This is a genomic window from Leucobacter chromiisoli (assembly GCF_016522505.1).
In the GTDB taxonomy this organism is placed as follows: Bacteria; Actinomycetota; Actinomycetes; order Actinomycetales; family Microbacteriaceae; genus Leucobacter; species Leucobacter chromiisoli.
In genome coordinates this window covers 155,945-172,755 of the sequence record NZ_JAEHOH010000003.1, presented here as the reverse complement: position 1 = coordinate 172,755, position 16,811 = coordinate 155,945, and the positions used below count along the sequence as shown (strand labels likewise).

Sequence of the window (16,811 nt, the reverse complement as noted above, 5' to 3'; positions counted from 1 at the left end):
GTGCGGCTACTCCGAGAGGGTCAGGATCTCGAACCCGCTCTCACGGACGACGATCGTGTGCTCGAACTGCGCCGTCAGGCTCTTGTCGCGCGTCGTGACCGTCCACTCGTCCGCCCACATGTCCCACTCGTGCGTGCCGAGGGTGAGCATCGGCTCGACGGTGAAGACCATGTTCGGCACGATGACGTCGTCGAAGCGCGGCGCCGAGTCGTAGTGCGGGATGATGAGACCGGTGTGGAACGAGGAGCCGACGCCGTGGCCCGTGAAGTCGCGGACGACGCCGTAGCCGAAGCGCTTCGCGTAGGTCTCGATGACGCGGCCGATCACGTTGACCCGGCGGCCGGGCTTCGCCGCCCGGATCCCGCGCATCATCGCCTCGTGGGTGCGCTCGATCAGCAGATCCGCCTCCTCGGCCACCTCTCCGACGCGGAAGGTGCGGTTGGTGTCGCCGTGGAAGCCGTCCCGGTAGGCGGTGATGTCGACGTTGACGATGTCGCCCTCGCGGAGCACCGTGTCGTCGGGGATGCCGTGGCAGACGACCTCGTTCACCGAGGTGCAGCACGACTTCGGGTATCCCCGGTAGCCGAGGGTCGAGGGGTAGGCGCCGTGCGAGACGACGAACTCGTGGGCGATGCGATCCAGCTCCCCGGTGGTCACGCCGGGGCGCACCGCATCGCCGACGGCGTCGAGCGCGCGCGAGGCGATGCGGCCGGACGCCCTGATCAGGGCGATCTCCTCCTCGGTGTAGGTGTTGTCGCCCGAGTAGGCCGGTGGCGCGGCGAGGCCCACGTACGGGGGCTTCGCGATCTCCGCGGGGACCGGCCTGCGGGGGGAGACGGCGCCGGGCACCAGGAATCCGTGATCGTCGAAGGGCATGGGTCTAGTCTAGGAGCGAAGCACGACGATTCTGATACGAGCGGAGGCCCGCCATGGCAAAGCGTGACTGGGGGATCGAGGATCCCGAGGAGACCTTCTGGTACAACACCCGCACGGGCGCCGTGGAGGAGGGGCCGCAGTCGCTCTCCGTCGACCGCGTCGGCCCGTTCTCCACCCGGGCCGAGGCCGAGCGCGCACCGGAGATCGTCGCCGAGCGCGCGCGGCAGTGGGCCGAGGAGGACGCCGCGGAAGACTGACCGGGGATAGGCTGAGACCTGTCCTGACCTGAAGGGAGCCGGCGTGAGCAAACAGCGGGATTTCGTCCTCCGGACGATCGAGGAGCGCGGCGTGCGATTCGTGCGCCTCTGGTTCACCGATGTCGCGGGGACCCTGAAATCCGTCGCGCTCGCGCCGGCCGAGGTGGAGGGCGCCTTCAGCGAGGGGATCGGCTTCGACGGCTCCGCGATCGAGGGGCTGACCAGGGCCTACGAGTCCGATCTGCTCGCGGTGCCGGATCCCGCGACCTTCCAGATCCTGCCGTGGCGCAGCGCGTCCGAGCCGACGGCCCGCATGTTCTGCGACATCCGCACCCCCAACGGCGAGCCGGCCGTCGCCGATCCCCGCAACGTGCTCAAGCGCACGCTCGCGAGGGCGGCGGAGCAGGGCTTCACGTTCTACACGCACCCGGAGATCGAGTTCTACCTCCTGAAGTCGCAGGAGTTCGGAGCCGAGGGCCCCGTGCCCGTCGATCGCGCCGGCTACTTCGACAACGTGCCGGGGGGCACGGCGCACAACTTCCGCCGCGAGAGCGTGAACATGCTCGAGGAGCTCGGCATCTCGGTCGAGTTCAGCCACCACGAGGCGGGACCGGGGCAGAACGAGATCGACCTGCGCTACGCCGACGCGCTCACGATGGCGGACAACATCATGACCTTCCGCACCGTCGTGAAGGAGGTCGCGATCTCGCAGGGGGTGCACGCCACCTTCATGCCGAAGCCGCTCGTCGGCCATCCGGGCTCGGGCATGCACACCCACCTGTCGCTCTTCGAGGGCGACGTCAACGCGTTCTACGACCCCGGCGCGCGGTACCAGCTGTCGCAGACGGGCCGGCGGTTCGTGGCCGGCCTCCTGCGGCACGCCCCGGAGATCACCGCCGTGACGAACCAGTACATCAACTCGTACAAGCGGCTCTGGGGCGGCGATGAGGCGCCGTCCTTCGTGAGCTGGGGCCACAACAACCGCTCCGCCCTCGTGCGGGTGCCGATGTACAAGCCCGGCAAGGGAGGCGCCGCGCGGGTCGAGTACCGCGCGATCGACAGCGCCGCGAATCCGTACCTCGCGTTCTCGGTGCTGCTCGCCGCCGGGCTCAAGGGCATCGAGGAGGAGTACGAGCTTCCCCCCGAGGCCGAGAACAACGTCTGGGAGCTGAGCGACGGGGAGCGCCGGGCCATGGGCTTCGACGCGCTGCCCACGGGCCTCGACCACGCCCTGGCGGTCATGGAGCGATCGGAGCTCGTGGCCGAGACGCTGGGGGAGCAGGTCTTCGCCTATCTGCTCAGGGACAAGCGTCAGGAGGTCGCCGCCTACCGCAACCAGGTGACCCCCTTCGAGCTCTCCTCGATGCTCGGAACCGTCTAGGCCCCGTCGCGGATGGCAGGGGCGGACCGGGCGCACCGGCTCTCGGATCTGGCGCGGGCCGGGTTCCAGGAGCTGTCGGAGTCACGGGAGCGCCTCGGCATGCTCGCCGAGACGCTGGACATCCCGGTCGGCTGGCTGCTGGAGAAGTTCTCGCTCGCGGGGGACCCCGACGCGGCCCTCGGCCGCGTGCTCGACATCGCGGAGCGGCACCCCGACGTGCTCGGCGCCCTCGACCGGGAACAGGGGGAGCGGCTCGCCCTGCTGGTCGGCGCGTCGCCCGCGCTCGGAGACTTCTTCTGCCGGCAGCCGACGCGACTCGACGAGGTGCTCGCGGGCGGCGGGCGGCTGGTCTCCGAGGTCGAGGCGAAGGGCAGGCTCCTCGACGCCGTCGCCGGCCTCGAGTCCGAGCCGGCGTGGAACGCACTGCGCGTGCGCTACCGCGAGCTGCTCGCGGAGGTCATGCTGTTCGACCTGCTCGAGGGGCGCCGCGGCGACCCGCTCGCCCCCTTCGACGAGGTCGCGGCGTCGCTCTCCGCTCTGGCGAGCGGGGCCCTCGAGGCCGGTCTGGCGATCGCGCGCGCCGACCTCGCCGCCGGCGCCGACGGCGGCGCCCCCGTGCCCGCCGAGCGGCTCGCCGCGACGCGCATCGCCGTCGTGGCGATGGGCAAGTGCGGGGCGAACGAGCTCAACGTGGTCTCGGACGTGGACGTCGTGTTCGTCGTCGAGACCGTCGACCCCGAGATCGTGGACGGCGACGCGCTGATCCGCGTCGGCACGCGGCTCGCGAGCGAGATGATGCGCGCCGCGCACGATCCCGCGTTCGAACCGCCGCTCTGGCAGGTCGACCCGAACCTGCGGCCCGAAGGGCGTCACGGCCCGCTCGTGCGCAGCCTCGGATCGATGATGAACTACTACGAGCGCTGGGCGAAGGCCTGGGAGTTCCAGGCGCTGCTCAAGGCGCGCGCGATCGCGGGCGACATCGAGCTCGGCGAGGAGTTCGTCGCCCGGACGCGGGCGATGGTCTGGGCGTCGGGTTCGCGCGAGGACTTCGTCGGCTCGGTGCAGCGCATGCGGCAGCGGGTCACCGAGCACATCGGCGAGGGGGACCTGGAGTACCAGCTGAAGCTCGGGCCCGGCGGTCTGCGCGACATCGAGTTCAGCGTGCAGCTGCTGCAGCTGGTGCACGGCCAGTACGACGACCGGTTGCACCTGCGGGGCACGCTGCCGGCCCTGCACGCCCTCGTCGAGGGCGGCTACGTGGCGCGCGGCGACGGAGAGCGGCTCGCCGCCGACTACCGGAGGCTGCGGGTGCTGGAGCACCGGCTGCAGCTCCGGGATCTGCGTCGCACGGCGCTCATGCCGCGCGACGAGGAGGGGCTGCGCGTGCTCGCCCGGTCGAGCGGGCTCGCGCGCGGCGGCGACGAGCTGCGCCGCCTGTGGGAGGCGACCAAGCGCGAGGTGCGCGAGCTGCATCTCAAGATCTTCTACGCTCCGCTTCTCAGCGCCGTCGCGGCGCTGCCCGAGGAGGAGCTGATCCTCGGCAGCGACGAGGCGCGGGCCCGCCTCGCCAGCATCGGCTTCCGCGATCCGGACGGGGCCATGCGCCACCTGACGGCGCTGACGCGCGGCACCTCGCGGCGTGCGCGGATCCAGCGCAACCTGATGCCCGTGCTGCTGCAGTGGCTCGCCGAGGGCACCGATCCCGACTTCGGCCTGCTGGCCTTCCGCCGGGTGAGCGAGGCGAATCTGGAGACGCCCTGGTACCTCCGTCTGCTCCGCGACGGCGCCGAGGCGGCGGAGCGCTTGACGCAGGTGCTCTCGAACTCGAAGTACGCCGCCGAGCTGCTCGAGTCGATCCCCGAGGCCGTCGCCTGGCTCGAGAAGGACGAGTCGCTGCGGCCGAGCGCGCTGCCGACGCTGCTCGAGGAGATGCGCGCACTCGCTTCCCGCCGGGAGAGCATCGACGACGCTGCGGCGGCGCTGCGCGCCGTCCACCGCCGGGAGGTGCTGCGCCTCGCGATGGGCCGGCTCGTCGACGTGATCGACGACGCCGAGGTGGCGCTCGGGCTGGATGCGGCCCACACCGCGCTGCTCGACGGCCTGCTGCTGGCGCTCGTCGGCGCCGAGTCGCGGGCCGGGCAGGGCGACCGCGGTGCGGGCGAGAGCGGGGCCGCCGCGGTCGAGCTCGCGCTCATCGGCATGGGTCGCTACGGCGGCCGCGAACTCGGCTTCGCCTCCGACATCGACATCATGGCGGTGTACCGCGCCGAGGAGGGAGTGCCGGCGGAGGCGGCCGCCCGCACGGCGCAACGACTGATCTCCGAGCTGCGGCGGCTGGTCTCGGATCCGCGCTTCCCCGTCGATCTCGACTTCGATCTCCGGCCTGAGGGGAAGAGCGGTCCCGTCGCCCGCAGTCTCGCGTCCTACCGCAGCTACTACGAGCGCTGGTCGCTGACCTGGGAGGCCCAGGCGCTGCTCCGCGCCCGCCCGGTGGCGGGCAGCCCGGGGCTCGGGGCCGCCTTCGTCGAGCTGGCCGACGAGATCCGCTTCCCGTCGCGCTTCGGGGAGAACGAGGTGCGCGAGGTGCGCAGGATGAAGGCGCGGGTCGAGGCGGAGCGCCTGCCGCACGGAGCCGATCCGAAGCGGCATCTCAAGCTCGGACCCGGCGGGATCAGCGACGTGGAGTGGCTCGTGCAGCTCCTGCAGCTGCGCCACGGCGCGGAGCACGCGGAGCTGCGCACCGTGTCGACGCTCTCGGCGCTGGCGGGGGCGGACGAGCTCGGGCTGATCGATGCCGAGGGGCGGGAGGCGCTGGAGGAGGCGTGGATCTTCGCGAGCCAGGTGCGTTCTGCGCTCAAGCTGTGGACGGATCGCGCCTCGGACGTGCTGCCCTTCGCGCGCGAGGATCTCGAGGGGATCGCGGGGGTGCTCGGGTTGCCTCGCGGGCGCACCTCGGAACTCGAGGAGCGGTGGCTCGCGCTCTCGCGGAGGGCCCGAGCGGTGTTCGAGCGGGCGTTCTTCGGCTTCGGCGAGGAGGACGAGCGGTTCCCTGCGTACTGAGGAGCTCGCCGGACTGGTAGCGTGAGGCCGGACCGGATGATCGGGACGCGGACCGGATGATCGGGACGCAGAGCGGAGCGAAGGCGGGGGAGGCCAGATGCAGCTGCGGGACAGGGTCGCACTCGTGAGCGGCGGGAGTCGCGGCATTGGCCGCGGAATCGTCGACCGGTTCCTCGCGGAGGGCGCGCGCGTCGCGATCGTGCAGCGACGCGCGGCCGATCCCGAGCTCGAACGAGACCCCAGGGTCGCCTGCATCAGGGCCGATCTCGCCGATCCGGACGCTCCGGCCGTCGCGGTCGAGGAGACGGTGCAGCGCTTCGGCGGGCTGGACGTGCTGGTGAACAACGCCGGCGCCATGTTCGAGCGAGACCTCTCGGAGCTCACCGTCGCCGAGTGGGACCTCATGGCCGCGCTGAACCTCCGTGCGCCGCTCTTCCTCGCGCAGGCGGCGCTGCCGCACCTGCGGGATCGGAGCGGCAGCGTCATCAACATCGGCTCCGTCGAGGGGGAGGCCACGAACCCGGGGCACACCGCCTACGCCGCGACGAAGGCGGGTGTGCACGGGATGACGCGGGCGATGGCGATCGATCTGGGGCGCCACGGAATCCGCTGCAACGCGATCGCGCCGGGTTGGATCGTCTCCGACCTGAGCGAGGAGTACCTGGCGTCGAGGTCCGACCCCCTCGTGGCGCGCGCCGAACTGATCCGGCTGCACCCGGCCGGACGGCTCGGCACACCGGAGGACGTCGGAGATCTCGCCGTCTACCTGGCGGCCGCCACGAGCCGGTTCCTCACGGGCGAGGTGATCACGCTCGACGGCGGCCGCACGGTGCGACTGCCGACGCCGGAGTAGGGCCCAGAGCGCCGGTGCGGAGTGTGCGCCGCCGTGGGGTGCATGGCGGCGCGGGGTGCGTGCGGTGTCTGACCGAGGGGCGGCTCAGGAGACGGCGACGCCGAAGAGCGTGCCGATCAGATAGGTCGCGGCCATCGTGGCGGATCCCATGAGCACGTTCCTCAGGATCGCCCTGATGCGGGGCGCTCCTCCGAGCGCGGCGCTGATCCACCCCGTCAGCAGCAGGCCGATCACCACGGCGAGCGCCGCCACCCACACGCGATGATCGCCGACGGGGAGCAGGATCATGAGCAGGGGGATCAGCGCCCCGATCGCGAAGGACACGAACGAGGACAGCGCCGCCGCCCACGGGCTGGTGTAGTCCTCGGGATCGATCCGGAGCTCGATCTCGGCGTGCGCGGCGAGGGCGTCGTGCGCGGTGAGCTCCTCGGCCACCCGGCGCGCGAGGTCCGCCGAGAGGCCGCGCTGCCGGTAGAGGCCCGTGAGCTCCTCCAACTCCTCCTGCGGCATCTCGCGGAGCTCGCGCCGCTCCTTCTCGATGAGGGCCCGCTCGGTGTCGCGCTGGGTGCTGACGGAGACGTACTCGCCGCCGGCCATGGAGAACGCGCCGGCGACGAGCGCGGCGACTCCCGCGGTCGCGATCGCGATCACGCTGCCGGTCGCCCCCGCGACGCCGATCACCACGCCAGCCGTCGAGACGATGCCGTCGTTGGCCCCGAGCACGCCGGCGCGCAGCCAGTTGAGCCGCTGCCCGACCCGGGCATCGTGCGGTTCGTCCGCGTGCGCGCCCGCGGGCATCTCACCGCGTCCCGGCCGTGGTCGCTCGTTCATGGGTTCATCCTCTCAGGGTTCCGCATCGGCGCGCACGAGGAAAAACGCCTCCGGCGCGTCGGGCGACCTTCGCGTCATTCAGCGGGAGCCGCGGAGATTCGGACACCTGATGTTCACTCCTGGGTCTTCCCTTATTCGTTATGGAAGCGTAACCTTATCGTTATGAACTACCTGCAGAACTTCCTTGAGGCGATGCTGGCGGAGGACGGGGCGGAGCTCGAAGACGAGCTCGAGTCCTAGACTTCCAGCAGCGCGGAGAAGACGAGAGATCGGAACCCACCGCCACCTACGAATCGGCAGAGGCCCCGCTCAGGCGGGGCCTCTGCCGTGCGGCGGGGGTGTTCGCGAGCGGTGGGGGGGTGTTCGCGAGCGGCGGGATGTTCGGCCGCAGGACGGCACCGCGGGGGCTGCGTGATCGCCGATGGGGATGGCCCGTTCGTATCACTCTTGACTTATATAAGTTGCGGCGCAAATATTGGAGCATGCACGCGTTCGACGTCCTCGGAGACCCGGTCCGCCGGAGGATCCTCGAGCTCATCGTCGACGGCGAGGAGCCCGCGGGGCGCATCACGGCCGTCATCGCCGAGGAGTTCGGGATCAGCCAGCCGGCCGTCTCCCAGCACCTGCGGGTGCTGAGAGAGCACGGTTTCGCGACCGTGCGCCCCGACGGTGCGCGAAGGCTCTACGCCGTGGATCCGCGGGGCCTCCGCGAGGCCGTCGAGTGGCTGAGCCCGTTCGAGCGATTCTGGCGGGGGCCGCTCGCCGCGCTCGGCACCGAGCTGGCCCGCGGCAGGCGGGAGCGCAGGATCGCGGCGGAGCGCAGCCGTGCGCAGAGCCGAGACCCCGGTGCCGGCAGCAGCCGCACCGGTTCCACGAGAGCAGGAAACGAGGAATGATCATGGTCGACGTACACTCGCAGATCGGCGCGGTGAGCCGCGCGCTGCGCACCGAGGAAGTGGACGGGGAGCCGTCGCACGTCCAGACGCTCGTGCAGGAGTACCCGTCCGGCATCGACGACGTCTGGGACGCCGTGACCAACGCCGAGCGCATCGAGCGGTGGTTCCTGCCCGTGACCGGTGAGCTGCGGCTCGGCGGCCGGTATCAGCTGCAGGGCAATGCGGGCGGGGAGATCCTCACCTGCCTGCCGCCGGAGGAGGGGGCCGCAGAGTACCTGGTGACCTGGGAGTTCGGCGGCGGTGTCTCCTGGGTCGCGGTGCGGCTCTCTGCGGCGGGGGAGGAGCGCACCCGCTTCGAGCTCGAGCACACCGCGCGCGAGGCGGACCTGCCGCCCGGCATGTGGGACACGTTCGGGCCGGGAGCCACGGGCGTCGGCTGGGATCAGGGGCTGCTGGGGCTCGCCCTGCACCTCGGCGCCCAGAGCGGGAGCGTTCCGCCGGAGGAGGCCGAGGCGTGGATGCTCTCGGACGAGGGGAAGGCGTTCGCACGACAGGCCGCGGACCGGTGGGCGGAGGCGCACGCCGCCGCGGGCGCCGATCGCGAGGCCGCTGAGCGCGCGGCGGACGCCACCTACGGCTTCTACACCGGCGAGACGCCGGAGGGGTGAGGCGGGTCGCGAGCTGGCGATGCGGGGGTGGCGGGACCGCTCCTGCGTGCGGCTATGCGACGACGAGCGCGCCGTCCTCGCGGCGGGGCAGCGACGGGTCGGCGAACACCGCAGGCAGCAGCGACTCCGGCAGGTTCTGATAGGCGACCGGGCGGAGGAAGCGCTCCACCGCGAGCGTGCCGACCGACGTCGTGCGACTGTCGGAGGTCGCGGGGAACGGGCCTCCGTGCACCATCGAGTCGATGACCTCGACTCCGGTCGGCCACTCGTTCACGATGATGCGCCCGGCGAGCCGCTCCAGCTGCGGCAGCAGTCGTCGGGCAAACGCGAGATCGCGCTCGCCTTCCGTCATGCGCAGCGTCGCGGTGAGCTGCCCGCCCAGAGCGGAGAGGGCGCGCGAGAGCTCCTCCTCGTCGCGGTAGACGACCACGAGCGCCGCCGCGCCGAAGACCTCCTCGTGCATCTCGGGCCGCTCCGCGAACGTCGCCGCGTGGGTGAGCAGGGTCCTCGGAGCCGGTGCATTCGGCCCCGCTCCGGCCTCGCCCTCGGCGTGGGTCGTCGCGCCGGCGCCGTGCAGCCGCTCGACGCCGGAGTCGAACGCCGAGCGGATCGAGGCGGTGAGCATCGTCTGGCCGGTGCTCGAGGCCACGGCCTCGCGGATCTCGGCGAGGTACGCGTCGGCCTCGTCCGTGGCCTCGACGAAGACGAGGCCGGGGTTCGTGCAGAACTGGCCGGAGCCGAGCGTGAGCGAGCCGACGAAGCCGGCCGCCTCGCCCGCGGCGTCCGCGCGGATGGCATCGCGGGTCACGAGCACTGGATTGATGCTCGACATCTCGGCGTAGACGGGGATGGGGCGCGGCCGGGCGGCGGCGGTCGCCATCAGCGCGGTGCCCGCCGCCTGCGAGCCGGTGAAGCCGATCGCCGCGATCGCGGGATGCGAGGCGAGCTGCTGACCGACCAGCGAGCCCGAGCCGAACAGCACCGAGAAGACTCCCTCGGGCATCCCCGTCCGCGCCGCGGCGCGAGCGATGGCCTGGCCGGCGAGTTCGGCGGTACCGGCGTGCGCCGAGTGGCCCTTCACCACCACCGGGCAGCCCGCCGCGAGTGCGGAGGCGGTGTCGCCGCCCGCCGTCGAGAACGCGAGAGGGAAGTTGCTGGCGCCGAAGACCGCGACCGGGCCGAGCGGGATGCGCCGCTGCCGGATGTCGGAGCGGGGCGCGGGCTGCCGCTCGGGCAGCGCGGAGTCGTGGCGCAGCCCGTGGAAGGCCCCGAGACGCACCTCGCGAGCGAAAAGCCGGAACTGCCCGCCGGTGCGACCGACCTCGCCCTTGATGCGGCCGACGGGCAGGCCGGTCTCGGCCGTGGCCCGCTCCACGAGCTGCGGACGCATCGCCTCGAGCTCGTCGGCGACGGCATCGAGGAACGCGGCCCGGCGCTCGTCGTCGACGGCGCGATAGGCGTCGAAGCACTCGAGCGCCGCGCGTGCCGCCCGATCGACCTCGGCGGCGCCGACAAACCCGAACTCGGGCCCCAGGGCGGAGCCGTCGACCGGCTGCACGCTGCGGTGGGTGCCCTCGGCGCCGGAGACGGGCCGGCCGGCGATGATCGAGCGGCCGGTGACGGCCGGGGTGTTCGGCAGGGTCGGAATGTTGTTCATGATGCGAGCCATCCTCCATCGACGTTGAGCAGTGTTCCGCTGACGTACTGCGAAGCGGTTGAGAGCAGGTAGACGCAGGCGTTGCCGATATCGCTCGGGTCGCCGAGCCTGCGCATGGGGATGCGACCCATGATCCGGTCGTGATCCGCCCGGTTCGCGAGCAGGCCCTCCGTCATCTCGGTCGCGAAGTATCCCGGACCGATGACGTTCGCGCGGATTCCGTGGCGCGCCCACTCCGTGGAGAAGGCACGGGCCATGCCGACGAGGCCGGTCTTCGAGACGACGTACGGGGAGATGCCCGGCAGTCCGATGCTGGAGTTCAGCGAACCGATGAACACGTGCGATCCGGGCGATTCCGAGTCGATCTGCCGACGTGCGACCGCGGTGCTCAGGAAGTACGGGGCGTGCAGGTTCACGTTCTGGACCCGGAGGAACTCGTCGGGCGCGATCTCGACCGCCGGCTTGCGCAGCTGGATGCCTGCGGCGTGCACGACGCCGTCGATCGGCGCGGCCTCGGAGATCTCACCCACGAGCGCGTCGAGGGCGCCGATCTCGCCGACATCGGCCGCCCGCACGCGAGCGATGCCGCCCGCCTGCTCGATCTCCAGCGCGGCGTCCCGCGCCTGCTCAGCGTTCCGCGCGATGATCGTCACGGCCCCGCCGGCCCGTGCGATCGCGAGCGATACGGCCCTGCCGAGCCCCCGGCTGCCGCCGGTGACGACGATGTGCGCGCCGCCGAGGTCGAACAGGGACGGCTGGGCAAGCGAGGTCATGGGGTTCCCCCGAATCGGATGTGCGGGGTCAGCGCCTCCGCGGCGGCGGTGACCCGGTTGACGTGTTCGATGGCCACGGTCCGCGCGAGCTCCGCGTCGCCCGCCGCGATGGCGTCGGCGATCCGGGCGTGCTCGTCGTGGGTCTTCGAGCGCTCGGGAGCGTAGCCCGGGCTCTGCAGGTAGGTCGCGGTGAGGATCTCGTTGAACGGCAGCGTCATGTGGGAGAAGAAGGGGTTGCCGGTGGCGTGCGCGATGACCGAGTGGAAGCCGAGGTCGCTCTCGATGTGCAGCGCCCGCTCGCTCTCCGTCTCGTCGCCGGTCGCCCGCACGAGCTCCACGAGGCGGTAGAGCTCCTCGACATCGGCGTCGCTGCGCCGCATCGCCGCGTAGGCCGTCATGCCGGGCTCGAGCGAGCGGCGCATCTCCATGAGCTGGGTGAACGTGCCGCCGCCCAGGCGCAGCATGAGCGCCACCTGCCGGGAGAAGTTCTGCTCGTCGAACTCGGCGACCTGCATCCCGCGGCGGGGGCGGATGTTCACGACGCCGCGTGCGACGAGCGTGCGACCGGCCTCCCGCACCACGGTACGGCTCACTCCGAAGCTCTCGATGAGCTCGGGCTCGGTGGGCAGCTGATCGCCCGGCTGCAGGTTCTCGTCGAGGATGCGGGACATGATCGCATCGGCCACCTGCTCGGAGAGTGGGCGGCGGTCGGCGAAGGGTGCGACTCTGGTCATGTCGGGGTTCCTCTGCTCGTGGTGTCAGGCAACTCGGCAGCGGAGCGTCGCCCCGCTGAGCGCCCGGACGGCTTCCTCGCTCGCGAGGCGCTGCAGATTGTCGAGTGACTCCTCATCGTAGAACGCCGCGTGCGGAGTGAAGAGCAGTCGGGCGGCGTCTCTCAACGGCGAGTCCGCGGGCACCGGCTCGGGTCGGGTGACGTCGAGCAGCGCTCCCGCGAGGCGACCCGAGTCGAGGGCGGCGGCGAGCGCCTCCTCGTCGATGAGCCCGCCGCGGGCGGTGTTCACGATGATCGATGCCTCGGGCATCCTCGCGAGGAAGGCCGCGTCCACGACGTTCTCGGTCTCGGGGGTGAGCGGCGCGTGCAGCGAGAGCGCCGTGGCGCGGCGCGCCAGCTCGTCGAGCGTGACGCGCTCGATCCCGGCCTCGGCGAAGGCCTCGTCGGGGCAGAAGGGGTCGTATGCGATGGTCTTCGCCCCGAAGGCGCTCACGCGCTTGTGGACGGAGCGGGCGATGCGTCCGAACCCGAGCAGGCCCACCGTGTGCTGGCGCAGGCTGCGCACGGGCCCGAGCCCCGTCGGCGTGGACCAGCCGTCGTCCCTGATCGCCCGGTCGTAGAAGGGCACGCGGCGGGCGAGGGAGAGCAGCGAGGCCGCAGCGTGGTCGGCGACGGTCTCGATCCCGTAGTCGGGCACGTTGGCGACGCGCACGCCGCGCTCCTCGGCGGCCGGCAGGTCGACGTTGTCGACGCCGATCCCGTAGCGGATCACCGTGCTGCCCGGCTGCATGGTCTGCAGCACGCGGCGCGTCATCGGGGCGAAGTTGACGAACGCGACGTCGGCGCCGGCGACGGCTGCGATCGTCTCGTCCTCGGTCGCCGCCGCGTACTCCGCGAACGCCGCGCCGACGCTGCGCGCGGCCTCCTGCTCGTAACGGGTGGTGGCGAAGGCGTGGTCGGTGACGACGATGCGTGGCGTCATGACCGTCCTTTCTTGGGGGGTGATGCTGCGCGGTGTTCGACGAGGAGTCGGCGGCGGTGGGCATCGTGAGTGGAGATTATTTAGATCGTATCATAGTATGAATGCACTCGCACGGGTCGCACTGCTCCCGCAGGCGGCTCAGAGGGGCACCAGACCACAGATAAGAGAACACCCAATGAAGGGATCGCTCATGAGACACGTCAGTTCGCGGATCATGCCTCGCTCGCTCGCCTCTATCGCACTCCTCGGCGCGGCCTCGCTCGTGCTCGTCGGCTGCGGCGGCAAGGCGCCCACGGCCCAGGGGGAGGAGGACTCGCTCAACATTGGCGTCTTCGTCGACAACGCCTTCGGCGACGGCGACTTCTTCGATCAGGCGAGCCTCGCGGAGGATCCGCTCGCAGAGCAGTTCGACGCGACGGTCAGCACCTACGAGGGCCAGCTCGAGGCACAGAACTTCGCACCGCTGCTGCAGGACGCGGCGGATCGCAACGACCTCGTGTTCGTGCTCGGCTTCGAGGCGATCGACGCCATGAACGAGGCCGCCGCCGCGAATCCCGACACGCAGTTCGTCTTCATAGACGGCGAGGCGGGGAGCGAGGACGTCGTCTCGGCCGTCTTCCGCACTCAGGAGGGGTGCTTCATGGCGGGCGCGCTCGCCGCCACCGTGAACGCGGCGAACGGCTCCTCGACGGCCGGCTTCATCGGCGGCGTCAACGCGCCGGTGGTCGAGAACTGCGAGTCGGGATACACGCAGGGCGTGGCTGAGGTTGACAGCGCGCAGACGGTCGCCTCGCAATACGTGGGCAGCTTCGTCGATCCGGGCAAGGGCTCGGAGATCGCTTCCACCCTCGGCTCCACCCGAGGCGCGTACAGCGTCTTCGCATACGCCGGCCTGTCGGGCTCCGGCGTGTTCGACGCCGCCAAGGCCGGTACGGACATCGCGCCCATCGGCGTCGTGGCCGACAAGTCCGCGCTGGCGCCCAGCAAGGTGCCGGGCAGCCTCACCATGGGCGTTGACACGGTGATGGTCGACCTCACCCGGCAGTTCGTCGACGGGAAGCTCTCGGGCGGCGACGTCCAGGACTACGGATTCGCCGAGGGCGGCTGGGCTATGGTCTACGACGAGGAGCTGCTGAGCGCGGACGACATCGCGAAGCTGGAGGCGCTGCAGGAGTCGATCGTCGCGGGGGACGTGGAGATCGATGAGTGAATCTGCACCCGCCCCGGTGCTGGAGCTGCGGGGCATCTCGAAGCGGTTCGGCGAGGTGGTGGCCAACGACCGCGTGGATCTGACCCTGTATCCGGGAGAGATCCACGCGCTCGTGGGCGAGAACGGGGCCGGCAAGACGACGCTGATGCGGATCCTCTTCGGGATGTATCGCGCGGATGCCGGGACGGTGATGTTCCGGGGGAGCCCCGCCGACTTCCACCGGCCCATGGACGCCATCCGGGCCGGCATCGGCATGGTGCACCAGCACTTCATGCTCGTGCCGTCGTTCACCGTCGCGGAGAACATCGTGCTCGGCGCCGAGCCGCCCCGCGGCGGAGGGTACAGCGCCAAGACCGCGGCTGCCGCGATAGCCCCGGTCGCCGAGCGCCTCGGCATGACGGTCGACCCGCAGGCGATCGTCGGAGACCTCAGCGTCGCCACCCAGCAGAAGCTCGAGATTATGAAGGTGCTCTACCGCGGAGCGCGGGTGATCGTGCTCGACGAGCCGACCGCGGTACTCACCCCAGCGGAGACGCGCGAGCTGTTCGGGCTGCTGCGGCGCCTCGCGACCGAGGAGGACGCCGCGATCGTCTTCATCTCGCACAAACTGCGCGAGGTGTTCGAGATCGCCGACAGGATCACAGTGCTGCGACAGGGCCGCACCGTCGACTCGCTGCTCGCCGCGGAGGCCACGACGGAGGAGGTGGTCGCGGCCATGACGGGCCGCAGCGACGTGAACCTCGGCCGCGTCGAACGCGCCCACCGCATCGCACCGACGGCGGTGCTGGAGGTCGACGGCCTCGAGACCGAGAAGGCGCCGCACGACGCCGCGCTCGGCGGCGTGGGCTTCTCGATCCGCCCCGGAGAGATCGTCGGCATCGCCGGGGTCGAGGGCAACGGCCAGACGGCGCTCGTCGAAGCGCTCGTCGGCCAGACGAGCGCGCAGGGCGGCTCCGTGCGCCTGGCCAGCGAGGAGCTCGCGGGCCTCACCGTCGCCCAGCGCCGCGACCGCGGTGTCTCGTTCGTGCCCGAGGATCGGCAGCGCGAGGGGATCCCCATGAACGGCTCGGTGCTGGAGGGCCTCGCGGCCGGCCGCATCCGCCGGGTGCACCGGAGCTCCTGGCTCGCCCGCGCGCTGCCGAAGCAAACGCGGGAGTGGGCGCGCGACCTCGTCGACCGCCACCGCATCCGCACCGCCTCGATCGACACGAGGTGCGCCTACCTGTCGGGGGGCAACCAGCAGAAGATCGTCATCGCGCGCGAGCTGGAGGAGGATCCGAAGCTCCTCGTGCTCGCGCAGCCCACCCGCGGCGTCGACCTCGGCGCTATCGACTTCATCTACGCGCGCATCGTGGAGGCCGCGGCCGCGGGATGCGCCGTGCTGCTCGTCTCCGCGGATCTCGACGAACTGCTGCGGCTGAGTGATCGCATCCTCGTGATGTACGACGGCCGCATCGTCGCCGAGGAGCCGGCGGCCTCGGCGACGCGCGAGCAGCTCGGCGTCCACATGGTCGGGATCGGCAAGGAGGAATCGTGACGAACACCACCGCCATCATCACGGCGCAGACCAAGCGCGCGACCGCGCAGACGCTGCGCACCATCCGCAACGGCGCATTCGTGTTCGTCGTCGCGGTGATCGCCGCCGTCGTGCTCATCCAGGCGCAGGGGTACGCCGCGTTCCCCACCGTCGCGGCCGGCTTCGACTACTCGCTCGGCACCCCGACCGCGATCGCTCGCACCTTCGCCTGGGGACTGCCGCTCGTCGTCGCCGCGCTCGGCGTCTCGCTCGCCTTCCGCTCCGGCATGTTCAACCTGGGCGCGGAGGGCCAGGTGTACGCCGGTGCGATGGCCGCGGCCCTCACCGGCGCGTACATCGGCCCCCTCTTCCCCGCCCTCCACCTCCTGCTCGTTACCCTCGTCGCCGCGGTCGTGGGCGGCCTCATCGCAGGCGGCCTCGGCTGGCTGCGGGCGAGATGGAACGTGGACGAGGTGGTCTCGACCCTCCTGTCGAACTACATCCTCATCCTCTTCTGCACCTACCTGGTGACCGGGCCGCTGCGGGACCCCTCGCGGCAGAGCGGCACCACCCGGCGCGTGTACGACACGGCGATGTTCCAGGAGGTGATCCCGCGGACCGGCCTCACCTCGGGCGTCGTGCTCGTCGTGATCGTGGCCGTCTTCGTCTGGTGGCTCAGCGAGCGCAGCGTCACGGGCTATCGCTGGCGCATGACGGGCAACGCGCACGGCTTCGCGGCCGCCTCGGGCGTCGACACTGCCCGCTCGCAGATCCGATCCATGGTGGTCAGCGGCGCCTTCGCCGCGACAGCCGGATCCCTGCTCGTCACCGCCTCGCAGGGACGGTACTGGACCGAGATCGGCTCGGGCATCGGCTGGGACGCCGTGCTCATCGCGCTCGTCGCGCGCGCCAAGCCCGTGCCGACGATCATCTGGGTCGCCGTCTACAGCATCATGCGGTCGACCGCTCGCGGGATCGAGCAGGTCTCGACGGTGCCCTCGGAGCTCTCGAGCGTGCTGATCTCCATCATCATCATCGTCGTCGCGGCACGGGCCGGGCTGTTCGCCCGCGCGGCCGGAGCGCTCGCGCGACTCACCTCACGGAAGGGGCGCTAGCGC

Annotated in this window: 15 protein-coding genes; 9 read left to right on the top strand and 6 right to left on the bottom strand. The window is 71.4% G+C overall.

The window, feature by feature from the left end; all coding sequences use genetic code 11:
* Positions 1 to 6: 6 nt before the first annotated feature.
* Positions 7 to 876: a type I methionyl aminopeptidase gene (gene map / locus JD276_RS03540; protein ID WP_200113973.1), complete on the bottom strand. Its 870-nt coding sequence runs from the start codon at positions 874 to 876 to the stop codon at positions 7 to 9.
* Between the two features lie 53 nt (positions 877 to 929).
* Here map and JD276_RS03535 point away from each other — a divergent pair, with 53 nt between their 5' ends.
* The 4 genes from JD276_RS03535 (at position 930) to JD276_RS03520 (ending at position 6,427) form a co-directional block, all read left to right on the top strand.
* Complete coding sequence (locus JD276_RS03535; RefSeq protein ID WP_200113971.1) at positions 930 to 1,133, top strand: methionine aminopeptidase; 204 nt, start codon at positions 930 to 932, stop codon at positions 1,131 to 1,133.
* Between the two features lie 43 nt (positions 1,134 to 1,176).
* On the top strand, positions 1,177 to 2,514 hold the full coding sequence (glnA, locus tag JD276_RS03530) for a type I glutamate--ammonia ligase (RefSeq protein WP_200113969.1): 1,338 nt from the start codon (positions 1,177 to 1,179) through the stop codon (positions 2,512 to 2,514).
* Between the two features lie 12 nt (positions 2,515 to 2,526).
* Positions 2,527 to 5,574, top strand: a complete 3,048-nt coding sequence (locus JD276_RS03525; RefSeq protein WP_200113966.1) for a bifunctional [glutamine synthetase] adenylyltransferase/[glutamine synthetase]-adenylyl-L-tyrosine phosphorylase — start codon at positions 2,527 to 2,529, stop codon at positions 5,572 to 5,574.
* A gap of 97 nt (positions 5,575 to 5,671) precedes the next feature.
* Positions 5,672 to 6,427 (top strand): SDR family NAD(P)-dependent oxidoreductase, encoded by a 756-nt coding sequence (locus tag JD276_RS03520; RefSeq protein WP_200113964.1) that lies wholly within the window; start codon positions 5,672 to 5,674, stop codon positions 6,425 to 6,427.
* Between the two features lie 84 nt (positions 6,428 to 6,511).
* On the opposite strand, the gene JD276_RS03515 is transcribed toward JD276_RS03520, so the two are convergent.
* Positions 6,512 to 7,258 carry a VIT1/CCC1 transporter family protein gene (locus JD276_RS03515; protein WP_233615268.1) on the bottom strand — a complete coding sequence of 249 codons (747 nt, stop codon included), beginning with the start codon at positions 7,256 to 7,258 and terminating at the stop codon, positions 6,512 to 6,514.
* Positions 7,259 to 7,740: 482 nt separating this feature from the next.
* Here JD276_RS03515 and JD276_RS03510 point away from each other — a divergent pair, with 482 nt between their 5' ends.
* Both JD276_RS03510 and JD276_RS03505 read left to right on the top strand, forming a co-directional pair.
* Positions 7,741 to 8,154 (top strand): ArsR/SmtB family transcription factor, encoded by a 414-nt coding sequence (locus JD276_RS03510; protein WP_200113962.1) that lies wholly within the window; start codon positions 7,741 to 7,743, stop codon positions 8,152 to 8,154.
* 2 nt (positions 8,155 to 8,156) lie between these two features.
* Positions 8,157 to 8,822 (top strand): SRPBCC domain-containing protein, encoded by a 666-nt coding sequence (locus JD276_RS03505; protein WP_200113960.1) that lies wholly within the window; start codon positions 8,157 to 8,159, stop codon positions 8,820 to 8,822.
* Positions 8,823 to 8,874: 52 nt separating this feature from the next.
* Here JD276_RS03505 and JD276_RS03500 read toward each other — a convergent pair whose 3' ends face one another.
* Genes JD276_RS03500 through JD276_RS03485 form a run of 4 tightly spaced genes read right to left on the bottom strand, consistent with a single transcriptional unit; the run spans position 8,875 to position 12,967 of the window.
* Positions 8,875 to 10,479: an aldehyde dehydrogenase (NADP(+)) gene (locus tag JD276_RS03500; protein WP_200113955.1), complete on the bottom strand. Its 1,605-nt coding sequence runs from the start codon at positions 10,477 to 10,479 to the stop codon at positions 8,875 to 8,877.
* On the bottom strand, positions 10,476 to 11,252 hold the full coding sequence (locus JD276_RS03495) for an SDR family NAD(P)-dependent oxidoreductase (protein WP_200113954.1): 777 nt from the start codon (positions 11,250 to 11,252) through the stop codon (positions 10,476 to 10,478). Before JD276_RS03495 ends, JD276_RS03500 begins: the two co-directional genes overlap by 4 nt.
* Positions 11,249 to 11,986, bottom strand: coding sequence for a FadR/GntR family transcriptional regulator (locus JD276_RS03490; protein WP_200113953.1), 738 nt, complete (start codon positions 11,984 to 11,986; stop codon positions 11,249 to 11,251). The genes JD276_RS03495 and JD276_RS03490 overlap by 4 nt, the downstream gene beginning before the upstream one ends.
* A 24-nt stretch (positions 11,987 to 12,010) precedes the next feature.
* The gene (locus JD276_RS03485; protein WP_200113952.1) at positions 12,011 to 12,967 is read right to left on the bottom strand and encodes a C-terminal binding protein; all 957 of its coding nucleotides are present in this window, start codon (positions 12,965 to 12,967) and stop codon (positions 12,011 to 12,013) included.
* A gap of 190 nt (positions 12,968 to 13,157) precedes the next feature.
* Between JD276_RS03485 and JD276_RS03480 the strand changes: the two genes are divergently transcribed.
* From JD276_RS03480 to JD276_RS03470, 3 genes are read left to right on the top strand one after another with little or no spacing between them, the layout of a single operon-like run.
* The gene (locus tag JD276_RS03480; RefSeq protein ID WP_200113951.1) at positions 13,158 to 14,177 is read left to right on the top strand and encodes a BMP family lipoprotein; all 1,020 of its coding nucleotides are present in this window, start codon (positions 13,158 to 13,160) and stop codon (positions 14,175 to 14,177) included.
* On the top strand, positions 14,170 to 15,714 hold the full coding sequence (locus JD276_RS03475; protein ID WP_200113949.1) for an ABC transporter ATP-binding protein: 1,545 nt from the start codon (positions 14,170 to 14,172) through the stop codon (positions 15,712 to 15,714). Before JD276_RS03480 ends, JD276_RS03475 begins: the two co-directional genes overlap by 8 nt.
* Positions 15,711 to 16,808, top strand: a complete 1,098-nt coding sequence (locus JD276_RS03470; protein ID WP_200113946.1) for an ABC transporter permease — start codon at positions 15,711 to 15,713, stop codon at positions 16,806 to 16,808. The genes JD276_RS03475 and JD276_RS03470 overlap by 4 nt, the downstream gene beginning before the upstream one ends.
* Positions 16,809 to 16,811: the final 3 nt, after the last annotated feature.